Annotated in this window: 16 protein-coding genes; 2 read left to right on the top strand and 14 right to left on the bottom strand. The window is 68.1% G+C overall.

Annotation, left to right across the window (positions count from 1 at the left end; translation table 11 throughout):
* Positions 1 to 4 precede the first annotated feature (4 nt).
* The 3 genes from EV667_RS06460 to EV667_RS06450 all read right to left on the bottom strand — a co-directional run bounded on the left by EV667_RS06460 (position 5) and on the right by EV667_RS06450 (position 1,679).
* Positions 5 to 301: a co-chaperone GroES gene (locus EV667_RS06460; protein ID WP_018389796.1), complete on the bottom strand. Its 297-nt coding sequence runs from the start codon at positions 299 to 301 to the stop codon at positions 5 to 7.
* Positions 302 to 541: 240 nt separating this feature from the next.
* Positions 542 to 1,051, bottom strand: coding sequence for a phasin (locus EV667_RS06455; RefSeq protein WP_131834431.1), 510 nt, complete (start codon positions 1,049 to 1,051; stop codon positions 542 to 544).
* Between the two features lie 253 nt (positions 1,052 to 1,304).
* The gene (locus tag EV667_RS06450; RefSeq protein ID WP_131834430.1) at positions 1,305 to 1,679 is read right to left on the bottom strand and encodes a phasin family protein; all 375 of its coding nucleotides are present in this window, start codon (positions 1,677 to 1,679) and stop codon (positions 1,305 to 1,307) included.
* Between the two features lie 316 nt (positions 1,680 to 1,995).
* Here EV667_RS06450 and EV667_RS06445 point away from each other — a divergent pair, with 316 nt between their 5' ends.
* Positions 1,996 to 4,710 carry a histidine kinase dimerization/phospho-acceptor domain-containing protein gene (locus EV667_RS06445; protein WP_131834429.1) on the top strand — a complete coding sequence of 905 codons (2,715 nt, stop codon included), beginning with the start codon at positions 1,996 to 1,998 and terminating at the stop codon, positions 4,708 to 4,710.
* Positions 4,711 to 4,715: 5 nt separating this feature from the next.
* On the opposite strand, the gene EV667_RS06440 is transcribed toward EV667_RS06445, so the two are convergent.
* Entirely contained in the window at positions 4,716 to 6,704 is a 1,989-nt protein-coding gene (locus tag EV667_RS06440; RefSeq protein ID WP_131834428.1) for an AsmA family protein, read from the bottom strand.
* A gap of 269 nt (positions 6,705 to 6,973) precedes the next feature.
* Here EV667_RS06440 and EV667_RS06435 point away from each other — a divergent pair, with 269 nt between their 5' ends.
* Positions 6,974 to 8,935 carry an acetoacetate--CoA ligase gene (locus EV667_RS06435; RefSeq protein ID WP_207907721.1) on the top strand — a complete coding sequence of 654 codons (1,962 nt, stop codon included), beginning with the start codon at positions 6,974 to 6,976 and terminating at the stop codon, positions 8,933 to 8,935.
* A gap of 94 nt (positions 8,936 to 9,029) precedes the next feature.
* Here the strand turns inward: EV667_RS06435 and EV667_RS06430 are convergent, their stop codons facing one another.
* The 10 genes from EV667_RS06430 to EV667_RS06385 all read right to left on the bottom strand — a co-directional run bounded on the left by EV667_RS06430 (position 9,030) and on the right by EV667_RS06385 (position 18,908).
* Positions 9,030 to 10,694: an ABC transporter permease gene (locus tag EV667_RS06430; protein WP_131834426.1), complete on the bottom strand. Its 1,665-nt coding sequence runs from the start codon at positions 10,692 to 10,694 to the stop codon at positions 9,030 to 9,032.
* 92 nt (positions 10,695 to 10,786) lie between these two features.
* Positions 10,787 to 11,836, bottom strand: a complete 1,050-nt coding sequence (locus EV667_RS06425) for an extracellular solute-binding protein (RefSeq protein ID WP_131834425.1) — start codon at positions 11,834 to 11,836, stop codon at positions 10,787 to 10,789.
* Between the two features lie 270 nt (positions 11,837 to 12,106).
* Entirely contained in the window at positions 12,107 to 12,583 is a 477-nt protein-coding gene (gene bfr / locus EV667_RS06420; protein ID WP_131834424.1) for a bacterioferritin, read from the bottom strand.
* A gap of 169 nt (positions 12,584 to 12,752) precedes the next feature.
* Entirely contained in the window at positions 12,753 to 13,223 is a 471-nt protein-coding gene (locus tag EV667_RS06415) for a (2Fe-2S)-binding protein (protein WP_131834423.1), read from the bottom strand.
* Between the two features lie 166 nt (positions 13,224 to 13,389).
* Positions 13,390 to 14,046 (bottom strand): GNAT family N-acetyltransferase, encoded by a 657-nt coding sequence (locus EV667_RS06410; protein WP_131834422.1) that lies wholly within the window; start codon positions 14,044 to 14,046, stop codon positions 13,390 to 13,392.
* A 21-nt stretch (positions 14,047 to 14,067) separates the two neighbouring features.
* Positions 14,068 to 15,354 (bottom strand): M16 family metallopeptidase, encoded by a 1,287-nt coding sequence (locus EV667_RS06405; protein ID WP_131834421.1) that lies wholly within the window; start codon positions 15,352 to 15,354, stop codon positions 14,068 to 14,070.
* Entirely contained in the window at positions 15,351 to 16,760 is a 1,410-nt protein-coding gene (thrC, locus tag EV667_RS06400) for a threonine synthase (protein WP_131834420.1), read from the bottom strand. Before thrC ends, EV667_RS06405 begins: the two co-directional genes overlap by 4 nt.
* Before the next feature lie 78 nt (positions 16,761 to 16,838).
* Positions 16,839 to 17,582, bottom strand: a complete 744-nt coding sequence (locus tag EV667_RS06395; RefSeq protein WP_131834419.1) for an SURF1 family protein — start codon at positions 17,580 to 17,582, stop codon at positions 16,839 to 16,841.
* The gene (locus tag EV667_RS06390; protein WP_131834418.1) at positions 17,579 to 17,965 is read right to left on the bottom strand and encodes a DUF983 domain-containing protein; all 387 of its coding nucleotides are present in this window, start codon (positions 17,963 to 17,965) and stop codon (positions 17,579 to 17,581) included. Before EV667_RS06390 ends, EV667_RS06395 begins: the two co-directional genes overlap by 4 nt.
* Before the next feature lie 106 nt (positions 17,966 to 18,071).
* On the bottom strand, positions 18,072 to 18,908 hold the full coding sequence (locus tag EV667_RS06385) for a cytochrome c oxidase subunit 3 (RefSeq protein ID WP_131834417.1): 837 nt from the start codon (positions 18,906 to 18,908) through the stop codon (positions 18,072 to 18,074).
* Between the last annotated feature and the right edge of the window lie 33 nt (positions 18,909 to 18,941).

Here is an 18,941-nt window from a genome sequence, read left to right as displayed (position 1 = left end):
CGGCTCAGCCGACGATGCCCATGACGTCCGATTCCTTCATGATCAGGAGGTCCTGACCGTCGATCTTGACCTCGGTGCCCGACCACTTGCCGAACAGCACCTTGTCGCCAGCCTTGACGTCGAGCGGGACGAGCTTGCCGGCTTCGTCGCGGGCGCCCGGGCCGACGGAGAGGACTTCGCCCTGCGAGGGCTTTTCCTTGGCGCTGTCGGGGATGATGATGCCGCCCGCCGTCTTTTCTTCGGCGTCGAGGCGCTTCACCACGATGCGGTCATGCAGGGGGCGGAACTTCAGCTTGGCCATCGGTAGATCCTCGGTCTTCGTATCGCGCGCCCTATTGGCGCTGGTGAGAAGCGTACTAGCACTCTTCGCGGGTGAGTGCCAAACCGCGTCGAGATAGGAACGGCGCCGGGATGAGTCAAGCGGGCGGGGCGACCATCGGCTGTCATACTTCGTCATGCAGGCGGGGGCGTCGGCGGCGCATGAAAAAACCCGGCCCGCGCAGCGCGCGAACCGGGTTTCATCTCGCAGGCGAAGCGGCGATCAGGCCGACTTCTTGATGGTCTTCTCGACCGAGGCCTTGATCGGCTCGGCGGTATCGGCGGCAACCTTCTGCGCCAGGCTGGACAGTTCCTTGGCCTGGGACGAGAGCACGTCGAACTGCTTGCGCATATGGCCGGTGGAGAGCTCCACCGCTTCCGAGACGCTCTTGGCGCCGAACAGCGCGCCCATATAGTCGAAGGCGGCGTTCACATTGGTGCGCATGGATTCGAGGGCCACCGTGTTGTACTCGGTCAGGCCGCGCGAGGCGGTGGAATAGGTGTCTTCGAGCAGGTCGGTGGTCTCTTCGGCGCTGGCCTTCATCTTCTCATAGGCGTCGCGCGCGCTTTGCACGTTCTTCTCGGCCATCTCGCGCATGGCGGCGGGGACTTCCATACCGGACGCCATATCGAATTTCGGCATCTCGAACTTGGACATGGAAGCCTCGAAAGCCGAGGTCGCGGCCTTGACGGCCTTTTTCGGGGACGGGGTGGCGGGGGTTGCGTCTACCATGGGGGTCTTTCCTCGCATTCGCGGCGGATTCAGGATGGCTGCGACCGCTCCGCGCTGGCGATCGCGCCCTGACCGGCAAAGGCGCTGTCAGAGTGAAACCCGACCCTCTGCCTCGTCTGGCTCCCTATAATTGTGCAATGCAGCATCGTATTGCAATGCACAATAACGCCATAAGCGCAATTTTTTCGCTTTTTTCAGGCGAGAAACCTGGGCCCCTTGCCGCAGCCTCACCCGGGTGCGGCTGGTCCGCCGCTTACTTGTCGCCCTTGGCGAAGGGCGAAGCGGCGCTGGCGTGCTGGCCGATGGCCTTGGCCTGCTCGGTGAGGCGGGCCGCCTGCTCTTTCACATAGTCGGCGTTCAGCCGCGCCCATTCGTCCATTGTCGTCGCTTTCGCCAGACGAGAGGCGAAATCAAACCCGGCGGCGATGTTGGCTTCGGCGAAATCCAGCGTGGTGCGGCCCATTTCGCGGGCACTGCCCTGCGCGGTGTCGACCTGCCGGCTGGCGTCATCGAGCGCCTTGTGCGCGGCGCTGAGAAAGCCGTCGATCGCCGCGCGCGCCTGCCCCACGCCCTGCTCGGCGATAGCGCGCAATTCGGGAGGAACGTCGAGTTTCGGATTGTCGGCCATGGCGAAAACTCCTCCGGATGACGATGTGGGAGTGTAGACGCAGCGTAAGGCACTTCTATCCGGCCTGATGCCTACATCAAAAGTAGTAGGCGCCCGGCAAAACGCAACGGAATTCACCCGCGCGCCGCCCCCCGGTTGCGATTGGTTAACCGGGATCGGTGGCAACCAATTAACCGGAAAAGGTGAAGCTGGCGCGACAGGGGCCCCGGCGCATGGCAAGCGGTGCCGGCCCGCATTATTGTTGGAATGCGGCGACAGGTCCCTCCGGGCCCGGCGCCGGCATCCGGTTCGCACCGGCGGGATTATTCAGGCGACCATGAACAGCGACGATTTCGGCAATTCGGCGACGCAGAACCTGCGTGCTCAGGCGGCCACCGCGCTCGCCGGCGCGGCGCCGGCCGTGCTCGTCCACGCCGATGGAACGCCGATCGCCGCCAATGAAGCCGGCCGCGCGGTGCTGGACGCGGCGACGCTCAAGGCCCTCGCGCCGCGCCTTGCCGCCTCGCTGCGCCCCGCCCGGCCGGCGCGGCTGGAGCGGTTGCGCCTGCCGGGCGCGCTCACCCCCGCAACTTTCGCCTGCTCCCTGCTCGCCGCTGGTGGGGCACGGGCGTTGCTGCTGGTGGGGCTCGACGCGATGCCCGCCCACCCGCCGGCTGCCCCCGTGCAAGCCATGACGGCGCCCGCCGCCGCCCCGGCCCGCTTCACCTGGAGCACGGGCCCCGATGCCCGGCTGAACCGCATCGACCCGCGCCTGGCCGCGGCGCTGGCGCGGGCGCCGCAGGATCTCGCCTGCCTCGACTGGCGGGCGCTCGGCGCGCCGGACGCGCACCGGGCGGTGACGGAAGGCGTCAGTTTCACCCATCTGGCGGTGCACGTGCCGACCGGGCACGGCGATGGCATCGAGATCGAACTGGGCGGCGCGCCCATTCGTGGCGACGGCATGCGCGGCTTCGGCCTGGTCAAGGGCCGCCGGCCCCTGGAGGCCCGATCCGACACGTTTGAACGCCCCCCCGCGCCGCCCCTCGCGGCCGCTGCGCCGCCGCGTGCGCCCACCCCGGCTCCCGAAAGCCCGGTGCCTGGGGCGGCCCAGCCGGACATCACCCCGCCCGAGACGACGGCGCCGGACACCAACCCGCCGGTACGGGTGACACTCAGCCTCGTGCCCTCGCCCGCCAATGTCGTGCCGCTGCGTGCCGGTAGCCAGGAAGCCGGGCGCGACAATGTCCGCTCCTCCTGGGAAGGGCTGTCGACCGGGGAACGCAACGCCTTCCGCGAGATTGCCCGCGCGCTTGGTGCCCGGCTGGAAGGTGTCGACGACCTCGGCGAGCCGGGGCAGGAGCCGAGCCCCGCTTCAGCATCCGAGTCGGTGCCGCAATTGGTGCCGGTGGCGCAGGACAATGCCAGCCTGACGCCAGCCGCCGATGCGGGGGCAGGCGCGGACGCGGGCCCCGGCACGAAAGACGACGAGAACCTCAGTGAGGCCACCGGCTTCCGCCGCGTGCTCTCGGAGGGCGAGCGCCCGGTGCTGGACCGCCTGCCGCTCGGCCTGCTCGCCTTTCGTGGCGACCGGCTGCTTTACGCCAACCGCGCTTTGCTGGAATGGACCGGCCATGGCGACCTCGCCGCGCTGGAAGCGGCGGGCGGCCTGCCCTCGCTGTTCGACACCAGCCCCGCGGCGGCGGGCGAGGACGTGCCGCTGACCATCCTCGGCGCCGACGGCGCGCCGATCCGCGTCGAGGCGCGGCTGATGTCCTCCCCCTGGGAGGGTGGCCCGGCGATGCTCTATGTTCTGCATCGTTCCACCGCCCCGATCCCCGCGCCGGCCGTCGACCTCCTCGCCGAAGAGCGCGTGGCCGACGAACGCGTGGCAGACGAACGCCTGCGCCAGGCCGAGCTCGCCCTCCGCGAGGCGGAGAGTTCCAGCCGCGAGCTGCGCGCCATTCTCGATACCGCCACCGACGGCGTGGTGCTGATCGACGCCGCCGGCACGGTCCTGTCGATGAACCACCCGGCGGAAGCGCTGTTCGGCTTCAATGCCGGCGAGGTGATGGGCGAATCCTTCACCCTGCTGCTCGCCCCGGAAAGCCACCGCGCCGCCGTCGACTATCTCGACGGCCTCGCCTCCAACGGCGTCGCCAGCGTGCTGAATGACGGGCGCGAGGTCATCGGGCGGGTGCGCGAGGGCGGACTCATCCCGCTGTTCATGACCGTGGGCCGGGTGGGCGACGATCCCACCAAGTTCTGCGCGGTGCTGCGCGACATCACCCAGTGGAAGCGCGCCGAGGAAGAGCTGATCGAGGCCAAGCGCCTCGCCGAGCGCGCCAACCTCGCCAAATCCGACTTCCTCGCCAAGATCAGCCACGAGATCCGCACCCCGCTCAACGCCATCATCGGCTTCTCGGAAGTGATGATGGAGGAGCGTTTCGGGCAGGTCGAGAATCAGCGCTACCGCGACTATCTGCGCGACATCCACGCCTCGGGCGAACACCTCGTCTCGCTGATCAACGATCTGCTTGACCTCTCGAAGATCGAGGCCGGCAAGCTCGACCTCGCCTTCACCAGCGTGTCGCTGAACGAGGTGGTGCAGCAGTGCATGGGCATCATGCAGCCGCAGGCGAACCGCGAGCGGATCATCATCCGCTCCTCCCTCGCCAGCGACCTGCCTCCCGTGGTGGCCGACACGCGCTCGATCCGCCAGATCGTGCTGAACCTCGTGTCCAACTCGATCAAGTTCACCCAGCCCGGCGGGCAGGTCATCCTGTCGACGACACTGACGGAAGAAGGCGAAGTGGTGCTGCGGGTGCGCGACACCGGGGTCGGCATGTCCGAATCCGACGTGCTGGTCGCCATGGAGCCGTTCCGCCAGATCACCACCTCGGCCCGCGCGGGCTCCGGCGGCACCGGCCTCGGCCTGCCGCTAACCAAGGCGCTGGCCGAAGCTAACCGCGCCGCCTTCAACATCCGCAGCGCGGTGGACGTCGGCACCATCGTCGAGATCATCTTCCCCTCGACACGGGTGCTGGCGGAGTAACGGCTTCAGGGGGCGGGGGCGGGGGCGGAGACGTCCAGCTTTTCCGAGGTGCCGAGCAAGGCGCGGCCGGCGCCGGAGCGGCGGATCAACGCCTGCGGGTCGGGCAGGACGATCGGCCGCTGCCAGTCGCCGCGCACGATGAAGGGCAGCGCAAAGGCCACGGAGGACGAAGGTGGGGGCGCGGGCGGGGATGAAAGCTCGGCCCCGTTCGCGGGCACGGCGGGTGTGCCGGCGCCGGTCAGGCTCGCCACGACGCCGGCCACAGCCGGGGCGCCCTCCCCGCCGGAACCCAACGTGTTCGGGCTGGCGCCGCTCCTCGCGTCACTCGTCCTGGCCTCTGCCTTAGCGGCCGTGCGCGCGCGCACCAGCTCGGCCACGCCGGAGAGATCGAGAGCGCGCGAGGCGACCGGGCTTTCTCCGGCGAGCGCCACATGCAGCGTGTCGCTGGAGAGATCGAGCCGGTCCAGCTTGACGATGCCGTCGGCGATGCGCGCATCGACCTCGATGTCGGCGAAAGGCGTGCGCCCGCCGCGCAGATCGCCGCCGGAAAGCGGGCGCTTCTCCAGCCGTGCCAGGATGCGCCCGACATCAATGCCGACCAGCCCGCCCTTGCTGCCGGTGAGGGTGAAGGCGCCGCCGAGCCCCTTCGCGATGTCCATGAAGCTGGTACCGCCGCCCATCGCCGACAACCGGAAGGAGCCGGTGCCTTCGAGGCGCTGGAACCGGAACAATTCGCCCAGCGCCGCGCCCAGCGCCACATCGTCGGCGGAAAGGTCCACCCGCACATTCATTCCCGGCCCGGCCGGGCGCGGCGACAGCTGGACGGAGGCGCGGAACAGCCCGCCCCAGGCCTCGGCCTCGCCGATGGTGAGCGAGAGCCGTCCACCCTTGGCGGTGGCGCTCGCGGCCATGCGCTGCAGATCGGCGTCGCCGAGGCGGACCCGCCCGGCGGAGAGCCGCAATTCGACATCCAGCGCCTGTGTCGGGCCGAGATCGATCGCCTCGCGGCTCCAGCCGCCCTGATGGGGGCTGGACAGGCTCAGCTCGCCATAGGGCGAGAGATCTATGGTCTCGCTGGCCAACGACCCCTGGAGCATGGGCCGCGCGCCATCGATGCGCAGATTGAAGGCACCGATGCCGGAATTGCCGTCGAGATCGAGCCGCGCCTGGCTCAGCATGGCGCCTTGCGCCGAGAGCAGCGCCATGGCGCGCAGTTCGAAGGCACCGAAGCCGCGCTCGGTCGGCGCGTCCATCCCCAGCCATGTCAACGCATCGCGCAATTGCCCGGCGGCCACGTTGAGGTCGCCGGAGACGACCGGCCCGCCCGCCAGCCGGGCCCCGCCATTGAAGGTAGCGCTCGCCAGCGGCGCGGTCAGCGACAGGGTGAGCCCGCCCACCTCGCCGATCGCCAGCGCGCGCAGGCCGGTGAGGCGGCCGTCGATCTCCACCGTCTCGTCGCGCCAGACCGCCTTGCCCGCCACCTCGACGCTGCCGCCGCCACGCCATCCAACGGTCAGGTCCGCCTGCGGGACCAGCATGTCGACCGCACTGCCGCGGGCTATGCCCACGCTGCCATTGATGATCACGAGATCACCGCGCGACCCGGCCGTGCCGAGAGCGGCGATGAAGCCGCCGAGCGCCGCCAGCCCGTCGCCGGGGTCGGCGAGTGTGAGCTTGGCGTCGGTGAGTTCGATATGATCGGCCCGCGCGCGCCCCGCCAGCAGCGGCAGCAGGTCGAGCACCACCCGCACATTTGGCACGTCCAGCCGCGCACGCGGGTCTTCGAGGCTCACCCCGCCGATTGACAGCGAGGGCCAGGGCAGCACGGCGAAGGATACCGGCCCGTCGAGCACCGGCTCGGCCCCGGTGGCGGAGGCAATCATCGCCCGCGCCTCGGCCCGCAGCGTCTCCTCGGAGGCGAGCTTGGGCGCAAGGACGCCCGCCGCCATCGCCAGTGCCACCGGCACGAGGAGGAATGGAATGTACTTCTTCATTTCGTCGTCAAGCTCCCCGCCCTCGCTACCCCATCGGAGCGAAGCCGCGCAAATAAGGCGGCGCTCGGACAGGTACGGGTCGCGCGCAGGTGGCGTACCAAAAGTTGCCGCACCATGTTGGCGCTCTGTGTCTGTTTGATGGCCTGACAGGCGAACCTCCCGGCGCTATGACTGTTGCAGTGCAAAACGCCGCGATGACGGCGAGCGGAGACGGGAGCAGGGCCATGGGGGCGGAAGGCATCGAAAGCGGGGGCTTGGGCGGCGCGGGGGTGCCCGCAGTCGCGCCGTTGTGGACGCCCAGCCCGGAACGGGTGGCGCGCGCGCAGATAACCGACTTCATCGCCCGGGTGAATGCCCGTCACGGCGCCGCGCTGGCCGATTACCGCGCCCTGCACGCCTGGTCCATTGCCCATCCCGCCGCCTTCTGGGAGGAGGTGTGGGAGCTTGGCGAGGTCGTCGGCACCCGCAGCGGACCCTCCCTCGTCGATGGCGACCGCATGCCGGGCGCCCAGTTCTTCCCTGAGGCCCGGCTGAACTATGCCGAAAACCTGCTGCGCCCGCGCGATCGCGCAAGCGTAGCGCTGGTGTTTCGCGGAGAGGACAAGGTGGAGCGCCGGGTAAGCTTCGGCGAACTCACCGATCTTGTCTCGCGGCTGCAGCAGGCGCTGCGCGCGGCCGGCGTCGGCGTCGGCGACCGGGTCGCCGCCACCCTGCCGAACCTGCCCGAGACCATCGCGGTAATGCTGGCGACATCCTCGCTCGGCGCGGTGTTCTCCTCCTGCTCGCCCGATTTCGGCGAGCGCGGCATTCTCGACCGCTTCGGCCAGATCGAGCCCAAGGTTTATGTCGCCTGCGACGGCTACTGGTACAATGGCAAGGCGGTCTCCATCGCCGAAAAGCTGCGCGCCGCCGTGCCGCAGATGCCGAGCGTGGCGACAATGCTCATCATTTCCTATCTCGGGCAAGCGGAAGAGGTGGCCGCGAGCCTGCCCAATGGCGTGGCGCTCGACGCTTTCCTCGCCCCCTTCGCCCCTGCCCCGCTGACGTTCGAGCGGCTGCCTTTCAACCACCCCGCCTTCATCCTGTTTTCGTCAGGCACGACAGGCGTGCCGAAATGCATCGTCCACGGCGCCGGTGGCACGCTGCTCCAGCACATCAAGGAGCACCGGCTCCAGTGCGACCTCGCGCCGGGCGACCCGCTGTTCTATTTCACCACCTGCGGCTGGATGATGTGGAACTGGCTGGTGACGGGCCTCGCCAGCCACCTCACCTTGTGCCTGTATGACGGCTCGCCCTTCGCCCCCAACGCTTCCGTGCTGTGGGACTATGCGGAGGCGGAGCGCTTCGCCCTGTTCGGCACCTCGGCGAAATACATAGACTCGCTGCGCAAGGAGGGCGTGCGCCCGGGCGAGATGCACGACCTGTCGGCGCTGAGGGCGATGACCTCCACCGGCTCGCCGCTGGCGCCAGCGGATTTCGCCTATGTCTATGAGGCGATCAAGCCGGACCTTCACCTCGCCTCCATTTCGGGCGGCACCGACATCGTGTCCTGCTTCGTGCTCGGCGACCCCACCGCGCCGGTCTACAAGGGTGAGATCCAGGCGGCGGGCCTCGGCATGGCGATGGAGGTGTGGTCGGACGCGGGCACGCCCGTCACTGGCGAGCGCGGCGAACTGGTCTGCACCAAGCCGTTCCCCTGCATGCCGGTCATGTTCTGGAACGACCCGAAGGGCGCCAAGTACCACGCCGCCTATTTCGAGCGCTTCCCCAACATCTGGTGCCATGGCGACTTCGCCGAGTGGACCGCGCATGGCGGGCTCATCATCCACGGCCGCTCCGACGCGACGCTGAACCCGCAGGGGGTGCGGATCGGTACCGCCGAGATTTACGCGCAGGCCGAGCAGATTCCGGAAATCGCCGAGGCCATCGCCATCGGCCAGGACTGGGACAATGACGTGCGCGTGGTGCTGTTCGTGCGGCTGCGCGAGGGGGCGGCGCTCGACGCCGCACTCGACAAGCGCATTCGCACCCAGATCCGCCTCGGGGCCAGCCCGCGCCATGTGCCGGCGCGCATCCTCGCGGTGGCCGACATTCCGCGCACCCGCTCGGGCAAGATCACCGAGCTGGCCGTGCGCGACGTGGTGCATGGCCGCCCGGTGAAGAACACCGAGGCGCTGGCCAACCCGGAATCGCTGGAACTCTTCCGCAACCGGCCCGAACTGGCGGAGTGAGGGCGGGCCGGAAGTCCGCCACCCGTGATCCTGAGGCGCTCGGCAACGCCGGGCCTCGCAGGACCCCGGCCTGTGCCGCCACCACCCCGCGCCCTCACCCCTGCCTTGGCCGGGAGAGTCGCGCCAGCAGGATCACCGGCACCAGCCCCACCAGCACGATGAGCAGCGCCGCCAGCGCGCCGTCCTCATAGGTGCCGCGCGCGGCCTCGGCATAGACATGGCTGGCCAGCGTCTCGAAATTCAGCGGGCGCAGCATCAGCGTCGCCGGCAGTTCCTTCATGCAGTCGACGAATACCAGCAGCGCCGCGCCGCCCAGCGCCGGCCGCAGCATCGGCAGGTGAATGAGGCGCACCACGCCGCCCGGCCTCTCGCCGAGGCTCCGTGCCGCCATGTCGAGCGTGGTGCCAACCTTGCCATAGCCGGCCTCCAGCCCGCCGATGGGAATGGCCAGGAAGCGGATGACATAGGCGATGATGAGCGCCGCGCCGGAGCCGGAGAGCAGCAGCCCGGTAGAGACGCCAACAAGGCGCTCGCTGAGCCCGGAGACGAGATTGTCGAAGCTCGCCAGCGGCACCAGCAGACCCACCGCGAGCACCGTGCCGGGCACGGCATAGCCCAGGCTCGCGAGGCGCAGCGCCAGCCCGGAGCGCAGCGCCCCCGTGCGCAGCGCCACCACCACGGCGAAGCCAAGCAGCAAAGCGAGCACGGTGCCGAGCGCGGCGAACAGCGCGGTGTTCGCGGTCTCGGTAAGGATCGTCTGGGAAACACCGTGGAACGACACGCGCTTCCACGCCGTCAAAGCGAGATGGCCGGCGGGCAGCACGAAGCCGAGCACAACGGGAATGAGGCATGCGATGAAGGCCAGCGCGGCTGCCCCGACGGAGAGCGAGCGCCGCACCGGCGGGCGGGCACGATCGCCGATATTGCCGGTTTTCTGATGGCGCCGCCCCCAGCGCTCCAGCATCACCAGCGCGAACATCAGCAGCAGCATGCATAGCGCGATCTGCGCCGCGCCGGGCAGGCTGGAACGGTTGAGCCAGGTGGAATAGATCGACAGGGTCAGCGTCTGCACGCCGAGAAATTCGGAGGCGCCGATGTCGTTCACCGTCTCCATCAGCGCCAGCGTCACCCCCACCGCGATGGCCGGGCGGGCGAGCGGCAGGGCGATGCGGAAGAAAGCCTCCCCCGCCCCCGCCCCCAGCGTGCGGGCGGCGTCCAGCACCGAGGCGGTCTGCACCAGGAAGGCGGCCCGGGCGGAGAGATAGACATAGGGGTAGAGCACCAGCCCGAGGAGGATGATGCAGCCCGGCAGCGAGCGCACCTCCGGCAGCCAGAGGTCGCGCGGGCGCAGGCCGAAGCTGGTGCGGATCAAGGTGGGAATGGGCCCCAGCGGGTGCACCGCATCGACATAGACGAAGGCCTGGATATAGGTCGGAATGGCGAGTGGCAGCAGCAGCGCCCATTCAAACACGCCACGCCCGGGAAAGCGGCACACTGCCACCAGCCACGCCGTACCTGTGCCGATGATGGCGACAAAGGCGCCGACGCCGAGCACCAGCAGCGAGGTTTCCAGCAGGGCGTGCGGAATGACATTGGCGATGAGGTGCGGCCAGAGATCGCCCGAGCCCTGCAGCGCGGTCCAACCCAGCGCCAGCAGCGGCAGCAGCACCAGAAGCACGACCGCCCCCGCCGCCGCCCGCACAAGACGGGAGCCGGTGACGGGGGCGCGGCGCGGGCTGCGGGAGAGAACCAGGCTCATTTCGCCAAAACGTCCCGGGGCGGCAGGCACCCCGGGACCCAATCATGTCGGTGAAGCTCTAGCGGCGCGCGAAAACGCCGCCTTCAAGGGACTCAGTTGTCGAAGCCAACCTTGTCGGCGAGGTTGGTCGCCGCCTTGCGGGCCTTGGCGACCGCGACGAGATCGACATTGTCGACCTTGAGCGGGCCGAAGGCGGCAATGATCGGATCAACCGGCGCGCCGGGAACCACCGGATACTCGAAATTGCCCTTGGCGTAGAGGTCCTGCGCTTCGGGGGAGACGAGATATTCCAGCAGCTTGACGGCGTTGTCCTTGTTCGGCGCGTTCTTGGCGACGGTGGCGCCGGAAATGTTCACATGGGTGCCGCCATTCTCGAAGGTGGGCAGCACGACGTTGATCGCTTTCGCCCATTCCTCCTGCTCGGGGCCGCCCTTGCCGGAGCGCATCAGGCCCACATAGTAGGAATTGGCGAGGCCGAGATCGCAGATGTCGCCGAGAATATCGCGCGCCACTTCACGGTCGCCGCCGGCCGCCTTGCGGGCGAGATTGGCCTTCACGCCCTTCAGCCATTCCTCAGCCTTCGCCTCGCCGTGATGGACGATATAGGCGGCGATCAGCGCGGTGTTGTAGGGGTGCTTGCCCGAGCGGATGCAGACTTCGCCCTTCCACTTCGGGTCAGCGAAGCTCTCATAGGTGATCGCCGTGTCCTTGACCCGGTCCTTGGACGTGTAGGCGACGCGGGCGCGGGCGGACAGCGCAAACCACCCGCCGTCGGGACCACGCAGATTGGCGGGGATGGCCTTTTCCAGCACGTCCGACTTCACCGGCTGGGTAACGCCCTGGTCGACGAGGTCGAGCAGCGCGCCAACATCCACCGTCATCAGCACATCGGCCGGGGAAGCCGCGCCCTCGGCCTTCACCCGCTCGGCGAGGCCGTCCTTGACGAACACGCTGTTCACCTTGACGCCGGTCTTCTCGGTGAAGGCATCGAACAGCGGCTTGGCCAGGCCCGGCTCGCGGGTGGTGTAGATGTTGACCACTTCTTCCGCCATGGCGGCGAAGGGCGCCAGCGCCAGGCTGGCGGCAATGAAGCCCCCGAGAGCGAGGCGGCGGGCAGAGCGGGTCGGCGTGCGGGCGGTCATCGGCGTCTCCTGCGTGCGGACCGCCGATCAGCAGGCGATCGCATGGTTGACGTTACGTCTGCTGCAGGCGGTATCCGAAGGGCGCTCGACGGTCAACGAAAAGCTAAGTGAACTCAATAAGTTAGAATAAGTCTAATCAAAAACTGGATCGGAAGGGATTGAAGCCGCGAGGTAAATCGCGCAGCGCCTGCTGCGGGACCGGACCCCAGAACGCAGAAGGCCGGTCTCAAGACCGGCCTTCTCTCAGACGTGTCGACGAACCGCGCCTGATCAGTCGAGCCCGCCAATATGGTGCTGGGCGTAAAGCTGGATGCCGAGATTGGCGATCAGGTCGAGCTGGGTTTCAAGGAAGTCGATATGGCCTTCCTCGTCCTTCATCAACTCCTTGAAGAGGTCTCGGCTGGGATAGTCCTGCACCGAGTCGGCATAGGTCGCCGCTTCCTGATAAAGCGCGCGTGCCTCGATCTCGGCGGCGAGATCGCACTCGATCACTTCCTTGATGTCCTGGCCGATGCGCAGCGGGTCGAGCACCTGCAGGTTGGGCAGGCCCTCAAGGAAAAGGATGCGATCGATGAAGCGATCGGCGTGCTGCATTTCCTCGATCGATTCGGCGCGCCACTTGGCGGCCAGCTTCTTGTACCCCCAGTTGTCCAGCATGCGGTAATGCAGCCAGTACTGGTTGATCGCGGTGAGCTCCGAGCGGACGCCGCGGTTGAGATAGTCGATAACCTTTGAATCGCCCTTCATGGCGCGCGCCTCCTTGTTCGAGCTTGCGCCATCTGTTTAGAAAACTTCTAAGGAATAGGCAACCTATTATCGCGCAACGCCGGGAGCGCGACCCGGTTTTCACCCGGTATCGACCTGGCACGGCAACGCGCCGTGGCCGGCATCAGGCATCTGCACGAGAGGCGAAGGCCTATTCGGCGGCCACGGCATGGCCCAGATGCGCCCGCCGGGGGTGGTCGCCGGGCACGAGCCGGCGCGGGGTGCGGGTGTGCCGGCCGTTGCTGTGGGCGTGGCCCTGCTCGCCATGGGCGTGAGCGTGATTTTGGGCGTGCGGGTGGAAATGTTCGCCGTGACCGCCATAGGCAGGCTCGGTCTGACTATGCGTGGCGTGACCGTGCCCGACGTGGCTGTGCCCGCCATGCGGCTGCGCGGGCTGGCCCGGCGCCTGCGCCGACACGGGGCAGTCCAGCGGGCAGCTGCCGCAGGCACTGGCGTTCACGTCGTCGAGCAGTTTGCGGATGGTGCGCGCGCAACGCCCGCATTGGGCGCTGCAGCCGAGGCAGCGATAGACCTGCCCCACTGTGCGGACAGACGCCGGCGTCTCCGTCACCGCGCTGCGGATCTGACGATCGGAAAGCACATTGCACGAACACACGATCATCGCGAGGCGAAACCGAAGCTTTAAGGCGTTTAGAATTATTCTAAATATCGCCTTTGTCTTCTCTTTTCGCGCTATTCCGGTGGGCCGTCAATTGGCAAATGCCAATCTGCCGATCATGTGAGGTGATCGACTAGTCTTTGCTGGTTCAGCTTTGAGAGATTCCAGATTAGGCGCCGCCACTCATCTCGTCTGCACTTTTGAACGGCACCAAACTGGCGGTCTCGAAACCCTCCCAGCGGGCGATCGGGTCTCCCGCCAGCCGGGCAAAAAGCACATGGTCCTGCCAGGTGCCGTTGATGCAGAGATATTCCCGGCCATAGCCTTCGCGCCGGAAGCCACTGCCCTCGAGCAGCTGCATCGAGGGCGCGTTGTCGGGCAGGCACGCCGCCTCGATACGGCGCAGGCCGAGCGTGTTATGGGCGAAGGGCAGCAGGGTGCGGACGGCCGCGCTCATATAGCCCTTGCCGGCAAAGGGCGCGCCCATCCAGTAGCCGAGGCTCGCGGTCTGGGTCACGCCCCGGCGGACATTGGACAGCGACAGGCCGCCGAGCAGCGCCCGGTCGGCGCGGCGGATGACAAGGAACGGGTAGGCCGCATCCTCGCGCACATCGCGCGCATAACGCCGCATGCGACGCCGGAACGAGCCGCGCGTCAGGTCATAGGTCGGCCACGTTGGTTCCCACGGGGTGAGAAACGCCCGGCTCTGTTCGCGCAGGCTCGACCACGCGGCAAAGTCCGCCATTTGCGGCATGCGCAGCAACACCGTCTCACCCTCGACGAGCATGGGCGGCTCATGCCAGGAAACGGTGCGAAACAGGGCCATGGAGCGATGCCGGGGCGGCGGTTAGGGTGCGCTGAGACGTTCCGCGATGCGCGCCGCCGATTCAAGTGATTTTCCCGGGCCAAGCGCCGTGAAGGTCGGTCGCCCCCGCCCGATCAGCGCTTTTCCCGCCGCGCGAGCGTCATCCAGCGTCACCGCCTCCACTTTGGCGACGATTTCCTCCAGCGCGATTGGCCGCCCGAAGGCGAGCATCTGCCGCGCCAGCTGGTCCGCCCGGGCGCCGGAACTCTCCAGCGCCGCCAGCAGCCCGACCTTAGCCTGCGCCTTGGAACGGGACAGCTCGGCCTCGTTCATGCTGTCGACGGTGGCGAGAATCTGGTCCACCGCCACGTCGACCAGTTCGCCGACATCGCCGCCATCGGTGCCGGCATAGACGCCGAACAGGCCGGTATCGGCGTAGCCCCAGTGGAAGGAATACACGGCATAGCAGAGGCCGCGCGCCTCGCGCACTTCCTGGAACAGCCGGGACGACATGCCCCCGCCGAGCACATTGGTGAACACCTGGAGCGCGTGGATGCCGGGGTCGCGATAGGAAAGCCCCGGCAGGCCGATCAGCAGATGCGCCTGCTCAAGCTCCCGCCCGCCGCCGATTTCCACCCCGCCCTCATAGCGCGCCGGGACCGCCTCGGGCTTGTCGGCGCGGGGAAAGCTCGCCACACGCTTCTCCGCCTCGGCCACCAGCGCCTCGTGCGAAACAGCGCCCGCCGCCGCGACGATCATCTTCGGCGCGCGGTAATTGCGCCCGAGATAGGTGCCCAATTTCTCAGGCCCGAAGGAGCGCACGCTTTCCGGCGTGCCGAGAATCGAGCGGCCGATCGGCTGGCCGGGGAAGGCGCGCTCCTGGAACAGGTCGAACACCAGATCGTCGGGCGTATCGAGGGAAGCGCCGATCTCCTGCTCGATCACATTGTGCTCGCGCGCCAGCTCCTCCGGGTCGAAGGCGGGCTCGGCGAGAATATCGGCGAGCACGTCAAGCGCCAGCGGCATGTCCTCGCCCAGCACGCGGGCGTTGTAGGAGGTGTGCTCGACGCTGGTGGCGGCGTTGATGTCGCCGCCGACCGCCTCGATCTCCTCGGCGATGCCCCGCGCCGAGCGCCGGCGCGTGCCCTTGAACGCCATGTGCTCCAGCAAATGCGAAATGCCGTGTTCGTCATCGGCCTCGTCGCGCGCCCCCGCCCCTACCCAAATCCCGAGAGAGGTGGTCGCCAGATGCGGCATGGAATCGGAGACGACGGTGACGCCGTTGTCGAGCGTGGTGATGCGCGGGCCGGCGGGAAGGTCCTTGGTCAAGCGGGCGTCTCCGAGGCCCGGGCGTGCCGGGCGATATAGGCTTCGATGGCCGTGATGTCGTTGGGCAGCGTCGGCAAGCGTTCCGGCCGCTCCATCAGGTCGGCGAGGTGCGGCGGCAGCGCCGGCCGCTCGCCGCAGGCCCGCTCCACCGCGTCGGGGAACTTGGCAGGATGGGCCGTGGCCAGCACCACCTGCGGCACATGCGGGTCATGAGCGACGCGCTCGGCCACCGAGACCGCGACCGCCGTGTGCGGGTCGAGCAGGTAGCCGGTCTCGGCCCGCACCCGGGCGATGGTCTCGGCTGTCTGCGCTTCGCTCGCACGTCCGGCGTCGAAATCAGCCCGCAGCGCCTCCATGGCTGATGTGGGCGGCGAGAAGGCACCTGCCTGCCCCAGCGACGCCATCAATCCGCGCAGCGCGCCGGCGTCGCGGTCCAGCGCCTCGAACAGCACGCGCTCGAAATTGGACGACACCTCGATGTCCATTGACGGCGAGGAGGAAGGGCGCACGCCCGTCACCTCGTAGCGCCCGGTTTCCATGGTGCGGGCGAGAATGTCGTTCACATTGGTCGCCACCACCAGCCGGTCGATCGGCAGCCCCATGCGCTTGGCAACGTAGCCGGCGAGCACGTCGCCGAAATTGCCGGTCGGCACCACGAAGGACACCTTGCGGTGCGGCGCGCCCAGCGCCACGCCGGCGACAAAATAATACACCACCTGCGAGACGATACGGGCCCAGTTGATCGAGTTCACACCCGCCAGCCGCTGCCGGTCGCGGAAGGCGTGATGGTTGAACATCGCCTTCACATGCGCCTGGCAATCGTCGAACGTACCGTCGATGGCGATGGCGTGGACATTAGCGTCCGGCACCGCCGTCATCTGCCGGCGCTGCACTTCGGAGACGCGCCCGGCGGGGTAGAGGATGAACACATCGGTCCGGTTGCTGCCGCGAAACGCCTCGATCGCCGCGCTGCCGGTGTCGCCGGAGGTGGCGCCGACAATGGTGGCGTGCTGGTCGCGGGCGGCCAGCACATGGTCCATCATCCGGCCCAGCAGCTGCATCGCCACGTCCTTGAAGGCGAGCGTGGGGCCGTGGAACAGCTCCAGCACGAAGCGGTTCGGGGCGATCTGCACCAGCGGCGTGGTGGCGGGATGGCGGAAGCCGGCATAGGCCTCCTCCAGCATCGGCGCGAGCACGTCGGGCGTGAAGATGGAATCGACGAAAGGCGCGATCACCCGCCCCGCCACCCTGGCATAGCTATGGCCCGCCAGAGCGGACATCTCCTGCGGGGCGAGGACCGGGAAGGCTTCAGGCACATACAGGCCGCCATCGCGCGCCAGTCCGGCGAGCAGGGCATCGGAAAAGGCGAGCACGGGAGCCTCGCCGCGGGTCGAGATGTAGCGCACGCGCGCCTCCGCTGGAGAAAGTGGCCGCAAACTAGTGGCGGGGGCGGCCCGGCGCAAGCAAGCGCTTGCCCCACCTGCTCAGCGCCGCCGCCGACCCCAGGCAAAAGCGACGAACACGCCGAGCAGCGAGGCCGCGAGGCCGAACCAGGTCAGCGCATATTCGAGATGCCGGTTGGGAAACGCGATCCGCGTCAGCCCGCCGCGCGGCAGACCGCCGGGATTGGGGCTCGCATCCGCGTCGATGAGGAAGGGCGCCACCCGTACCAGTTCCTTCGCACTGGCGATCGCCTCGGGGTCGCGCACATACCAGCTGTCGGTGGCGGCATCGTTGGCCGGGGTGAACAGCGCCGCCTCTTCCGGCAGGCGTAGCAGGCCGGTGACGGTGACAAGCCCGTCCACCTGCCCCTCAAGGCGGGTCGCCGGGTCCTTGCGCTCCAGTGGCACGAAGCCGCGATTGACCAGCACGAAGGAGCCATCGGGCAGCCCGAGCGGCGTCACCACCCAGTAGCCCGGCCCGCCCGAGCCATCCGGCTCCTGGTCCACCAGCGCATAGACCTGCACTTCAAGATCGTGGCGGAACCGCCCCTGCGTCGTGACGCGGCGATACTCGTCCCTGGCGAAGTCGATCTCGCCCCAGTCTGCCTCCGGCGGCAGGGCAACCGGCGCATGGTGGATGCGCGCCTCCACCTGCGCGACGAGGCTCTCCTTCCAGGCGAGGCGCTCCAGCTGCCAGACGCCGAGGCCGACCAGCACGGCGAAGGCCGCAAGCGTGGCGATGGCGGCGGGAAGAAGCCGGCGCCAGAAGGGGGCTTGCTCGTTCACGCATCCCCCTTGTCGAGCCGGCCTTCCTGCGCCCGCTTGGAATATTGAAGGGCGATCAGCGTCGCCTTGAGCGGCCGCAGCAGGCCGAGCGTGGAGACCAGCACGAGCGGCGTCCACAGGAGCGCATGCAACCAGAAGGGCGGCTGCCAGGTCAGCTCGACCCACAGGGCGAGCCCGACCACCAGCGCGCCGGCGGCGAGGATGATGAACACCACTGGCCCGTCACCTGAATCATCGAAACTGTAGTCCAGCCCGCATTCGCTGCAGGAGGGCGCCACGGTGAGAAAGCCGTTGAAGAGCCGCCCGCGCCCGCAACGCGGGCAACGGCAGCCAAGGCCGGCCGCATAGGGCGAAACGCCGTGGTCGAAAGGTTGCAGGTCCATGGCCGGCTTCTACTTCCTCGCGGAACGTCGCGACAGGGGCCTTTGTCGCCCTGAGAACGCAAAAGGGGCGGCCGGAAGCCGCCCCTCGCAGAAATGATCAGCCGGTTCAGTGCGGCGCGCCGGCACTGCCCCAGACATAGATGAAGGTGAACAGGAACAGCCACACCACGTCGACGAAGTGCCAGTACCAGGCTGCCGCCTCGAAGCCGAAATGGTGGGTCGGGGTGAAATGCCCCGCATAAAGCCGGCCAAGGCACACCGCCAGGAAAATGGTGCCGACGATGACGTGGAAGCCATGAAAGCCGGTCGCCATGAAGAAGGTGGCGCCATAGATGTTGCCGGAGAAGGCAAATTCCGCGTGACTGTACTCGAAGCCCTGCAGCAGCGAGAAGATGACGCCGAGGCCGACGGTCAGCCACAGGCCCCATTTCGCGCTTTGGCGGTCGCCGTGCACCAAGGCGTGGTGCGCCCAGGTCAGCGTGGTGCCGGAAGTGAGCAGGATCAGCGTGTTGAGCAGCGGCAGGTGCCAGGGATCGAAGGTTTCGATGCCGGTGGGCGGCCAGACGCCGCCGGTGACGCCGGCGCGGGCGAAGTTGATCTCCTCGCCGACGAACAGCGAGGCATCGAAGAAGGCCCAGAACCAGGCGACGAAGAACATCACCTCGGAGGCGATGAACAGGATCATGCCGTAGCGCAGGTGAAGCTGCACAACCGGAGTGTGCGCGTGCTCGTGCTCACCCTCTCGGATGATGTCCCGCCACCACACGGCCATGGTGTAGATGACGCCGAGCAGGCCGACGATCATCACCAGCGAGGTCATCTGGCCATGCATCCAGAACACCGCGCCGACGGCGAGGATGAAGGCGAAAACCGAAGCGACGGCCGGCCACGGGCTCGGATCGACGAGGTGGTAGTCGTGATGTTTGGCGTGGGCCTCGGCCATGGGTCGCGCTCTCCGTTCCGTCTGCTTCTCTAG

It is taken from the genome of Ancylobacter aquaticus (genome assembly GCF_004339465.1).
Taxonomy (GTDB): Bacteria; Pseudomonadota; Alphaproteobacteria; order Rhizobiales; family Xanthobacteraceae; genus Ancylobacter; species Ancylobacter aquaticus.
The sequence above is the reverse complement of the archived record's forward strand: the minus strand, read 5'-3'. Positions and strand labels throughout refer to the sequence as shown.

Coding starts and splice junctions, on each gene's coding strand:
- EV667_RS06445 (WP_131834429.1), top strand. CDS start 1,996: ATGAACAGCGACGATTTCGGCAATTCGGCGACGCAGAACCTGCGTGCT.
- EV667_RS06385 (WP_131834417.1), bottom strand. CDS start 18,908: ATGGCCGAGGCCCACGCCAAACATCACGACTACCACCTCGTCGATCCG.
- EV667_RS06430 (WP_131834426.1), bottom strand. CDS start 10,694: ATGAGCCTGGTTCTCTCCCGCAGCCCGCGCCGCGCCCCCGTCACCGGC.
- EV667_RS06410 (WP_131834422.1), bottom strand. CDS start 14,046: ATGGCCCTGTTTCGCACCGTTTCCTGGCATGAGCCGCCCATGCTCGTC.
- bfr (WP_131834424.1), bottom strand. CDS start 12,583: ATGAAGGGCGATTCAAAGGTTATCGACTATCTCAACCGCGGCGTCCGC.
- EV667_RS06425 (WP_131834425.1), bottom strand. CDS start 11,836: ATGACCGCCCGCACGCCGACCCGCTCTGCCCGCCGCCTCGCTCTCGGG.
- EV667_RS06455 (WP_131834431.1), bottom strand. CDS start 1,051: ATGGTAGACGCAACCCCCGCCACCCCGTCCCCGAAAAAGGCCGTCAAG.
- EV667_RS06450 (WP_131834430.1), bottom strand. CDS start 1,679: ATGGCCGACAATCCGAAACTCGACGTTCCTCCCGAATTGCGCGCTATC.
- EV667_RS06415 (WP_131834423.1), bottom strand. CDS start 13,223: ATGATCGTGTGTTCGTGCAATGTGCTTTCCGATCGTCAGATCCGCAGC.
- EV667_RS06390 (WP_131834418.1), bottom strand. CDS start 17,965: ATGGACCTGCAACCTTTCGACCACGGCGTTTCGCCCTATGCGGCCGGC.
- EV667_RS06440 (WP_131834428.1), bottom strand. CDS start 6,704: ATGAAGAAGTACATTCCATTCCTCCTCGTGCCGGTGGCACTGGCGATG.
- EV667_RS06460 (WP_018389796.1), bottom strand. CDS start 301: ATGGCCAAGCTGAAGTTCCGCCCCCTGCATGACCGCATCGTGGTGAAG.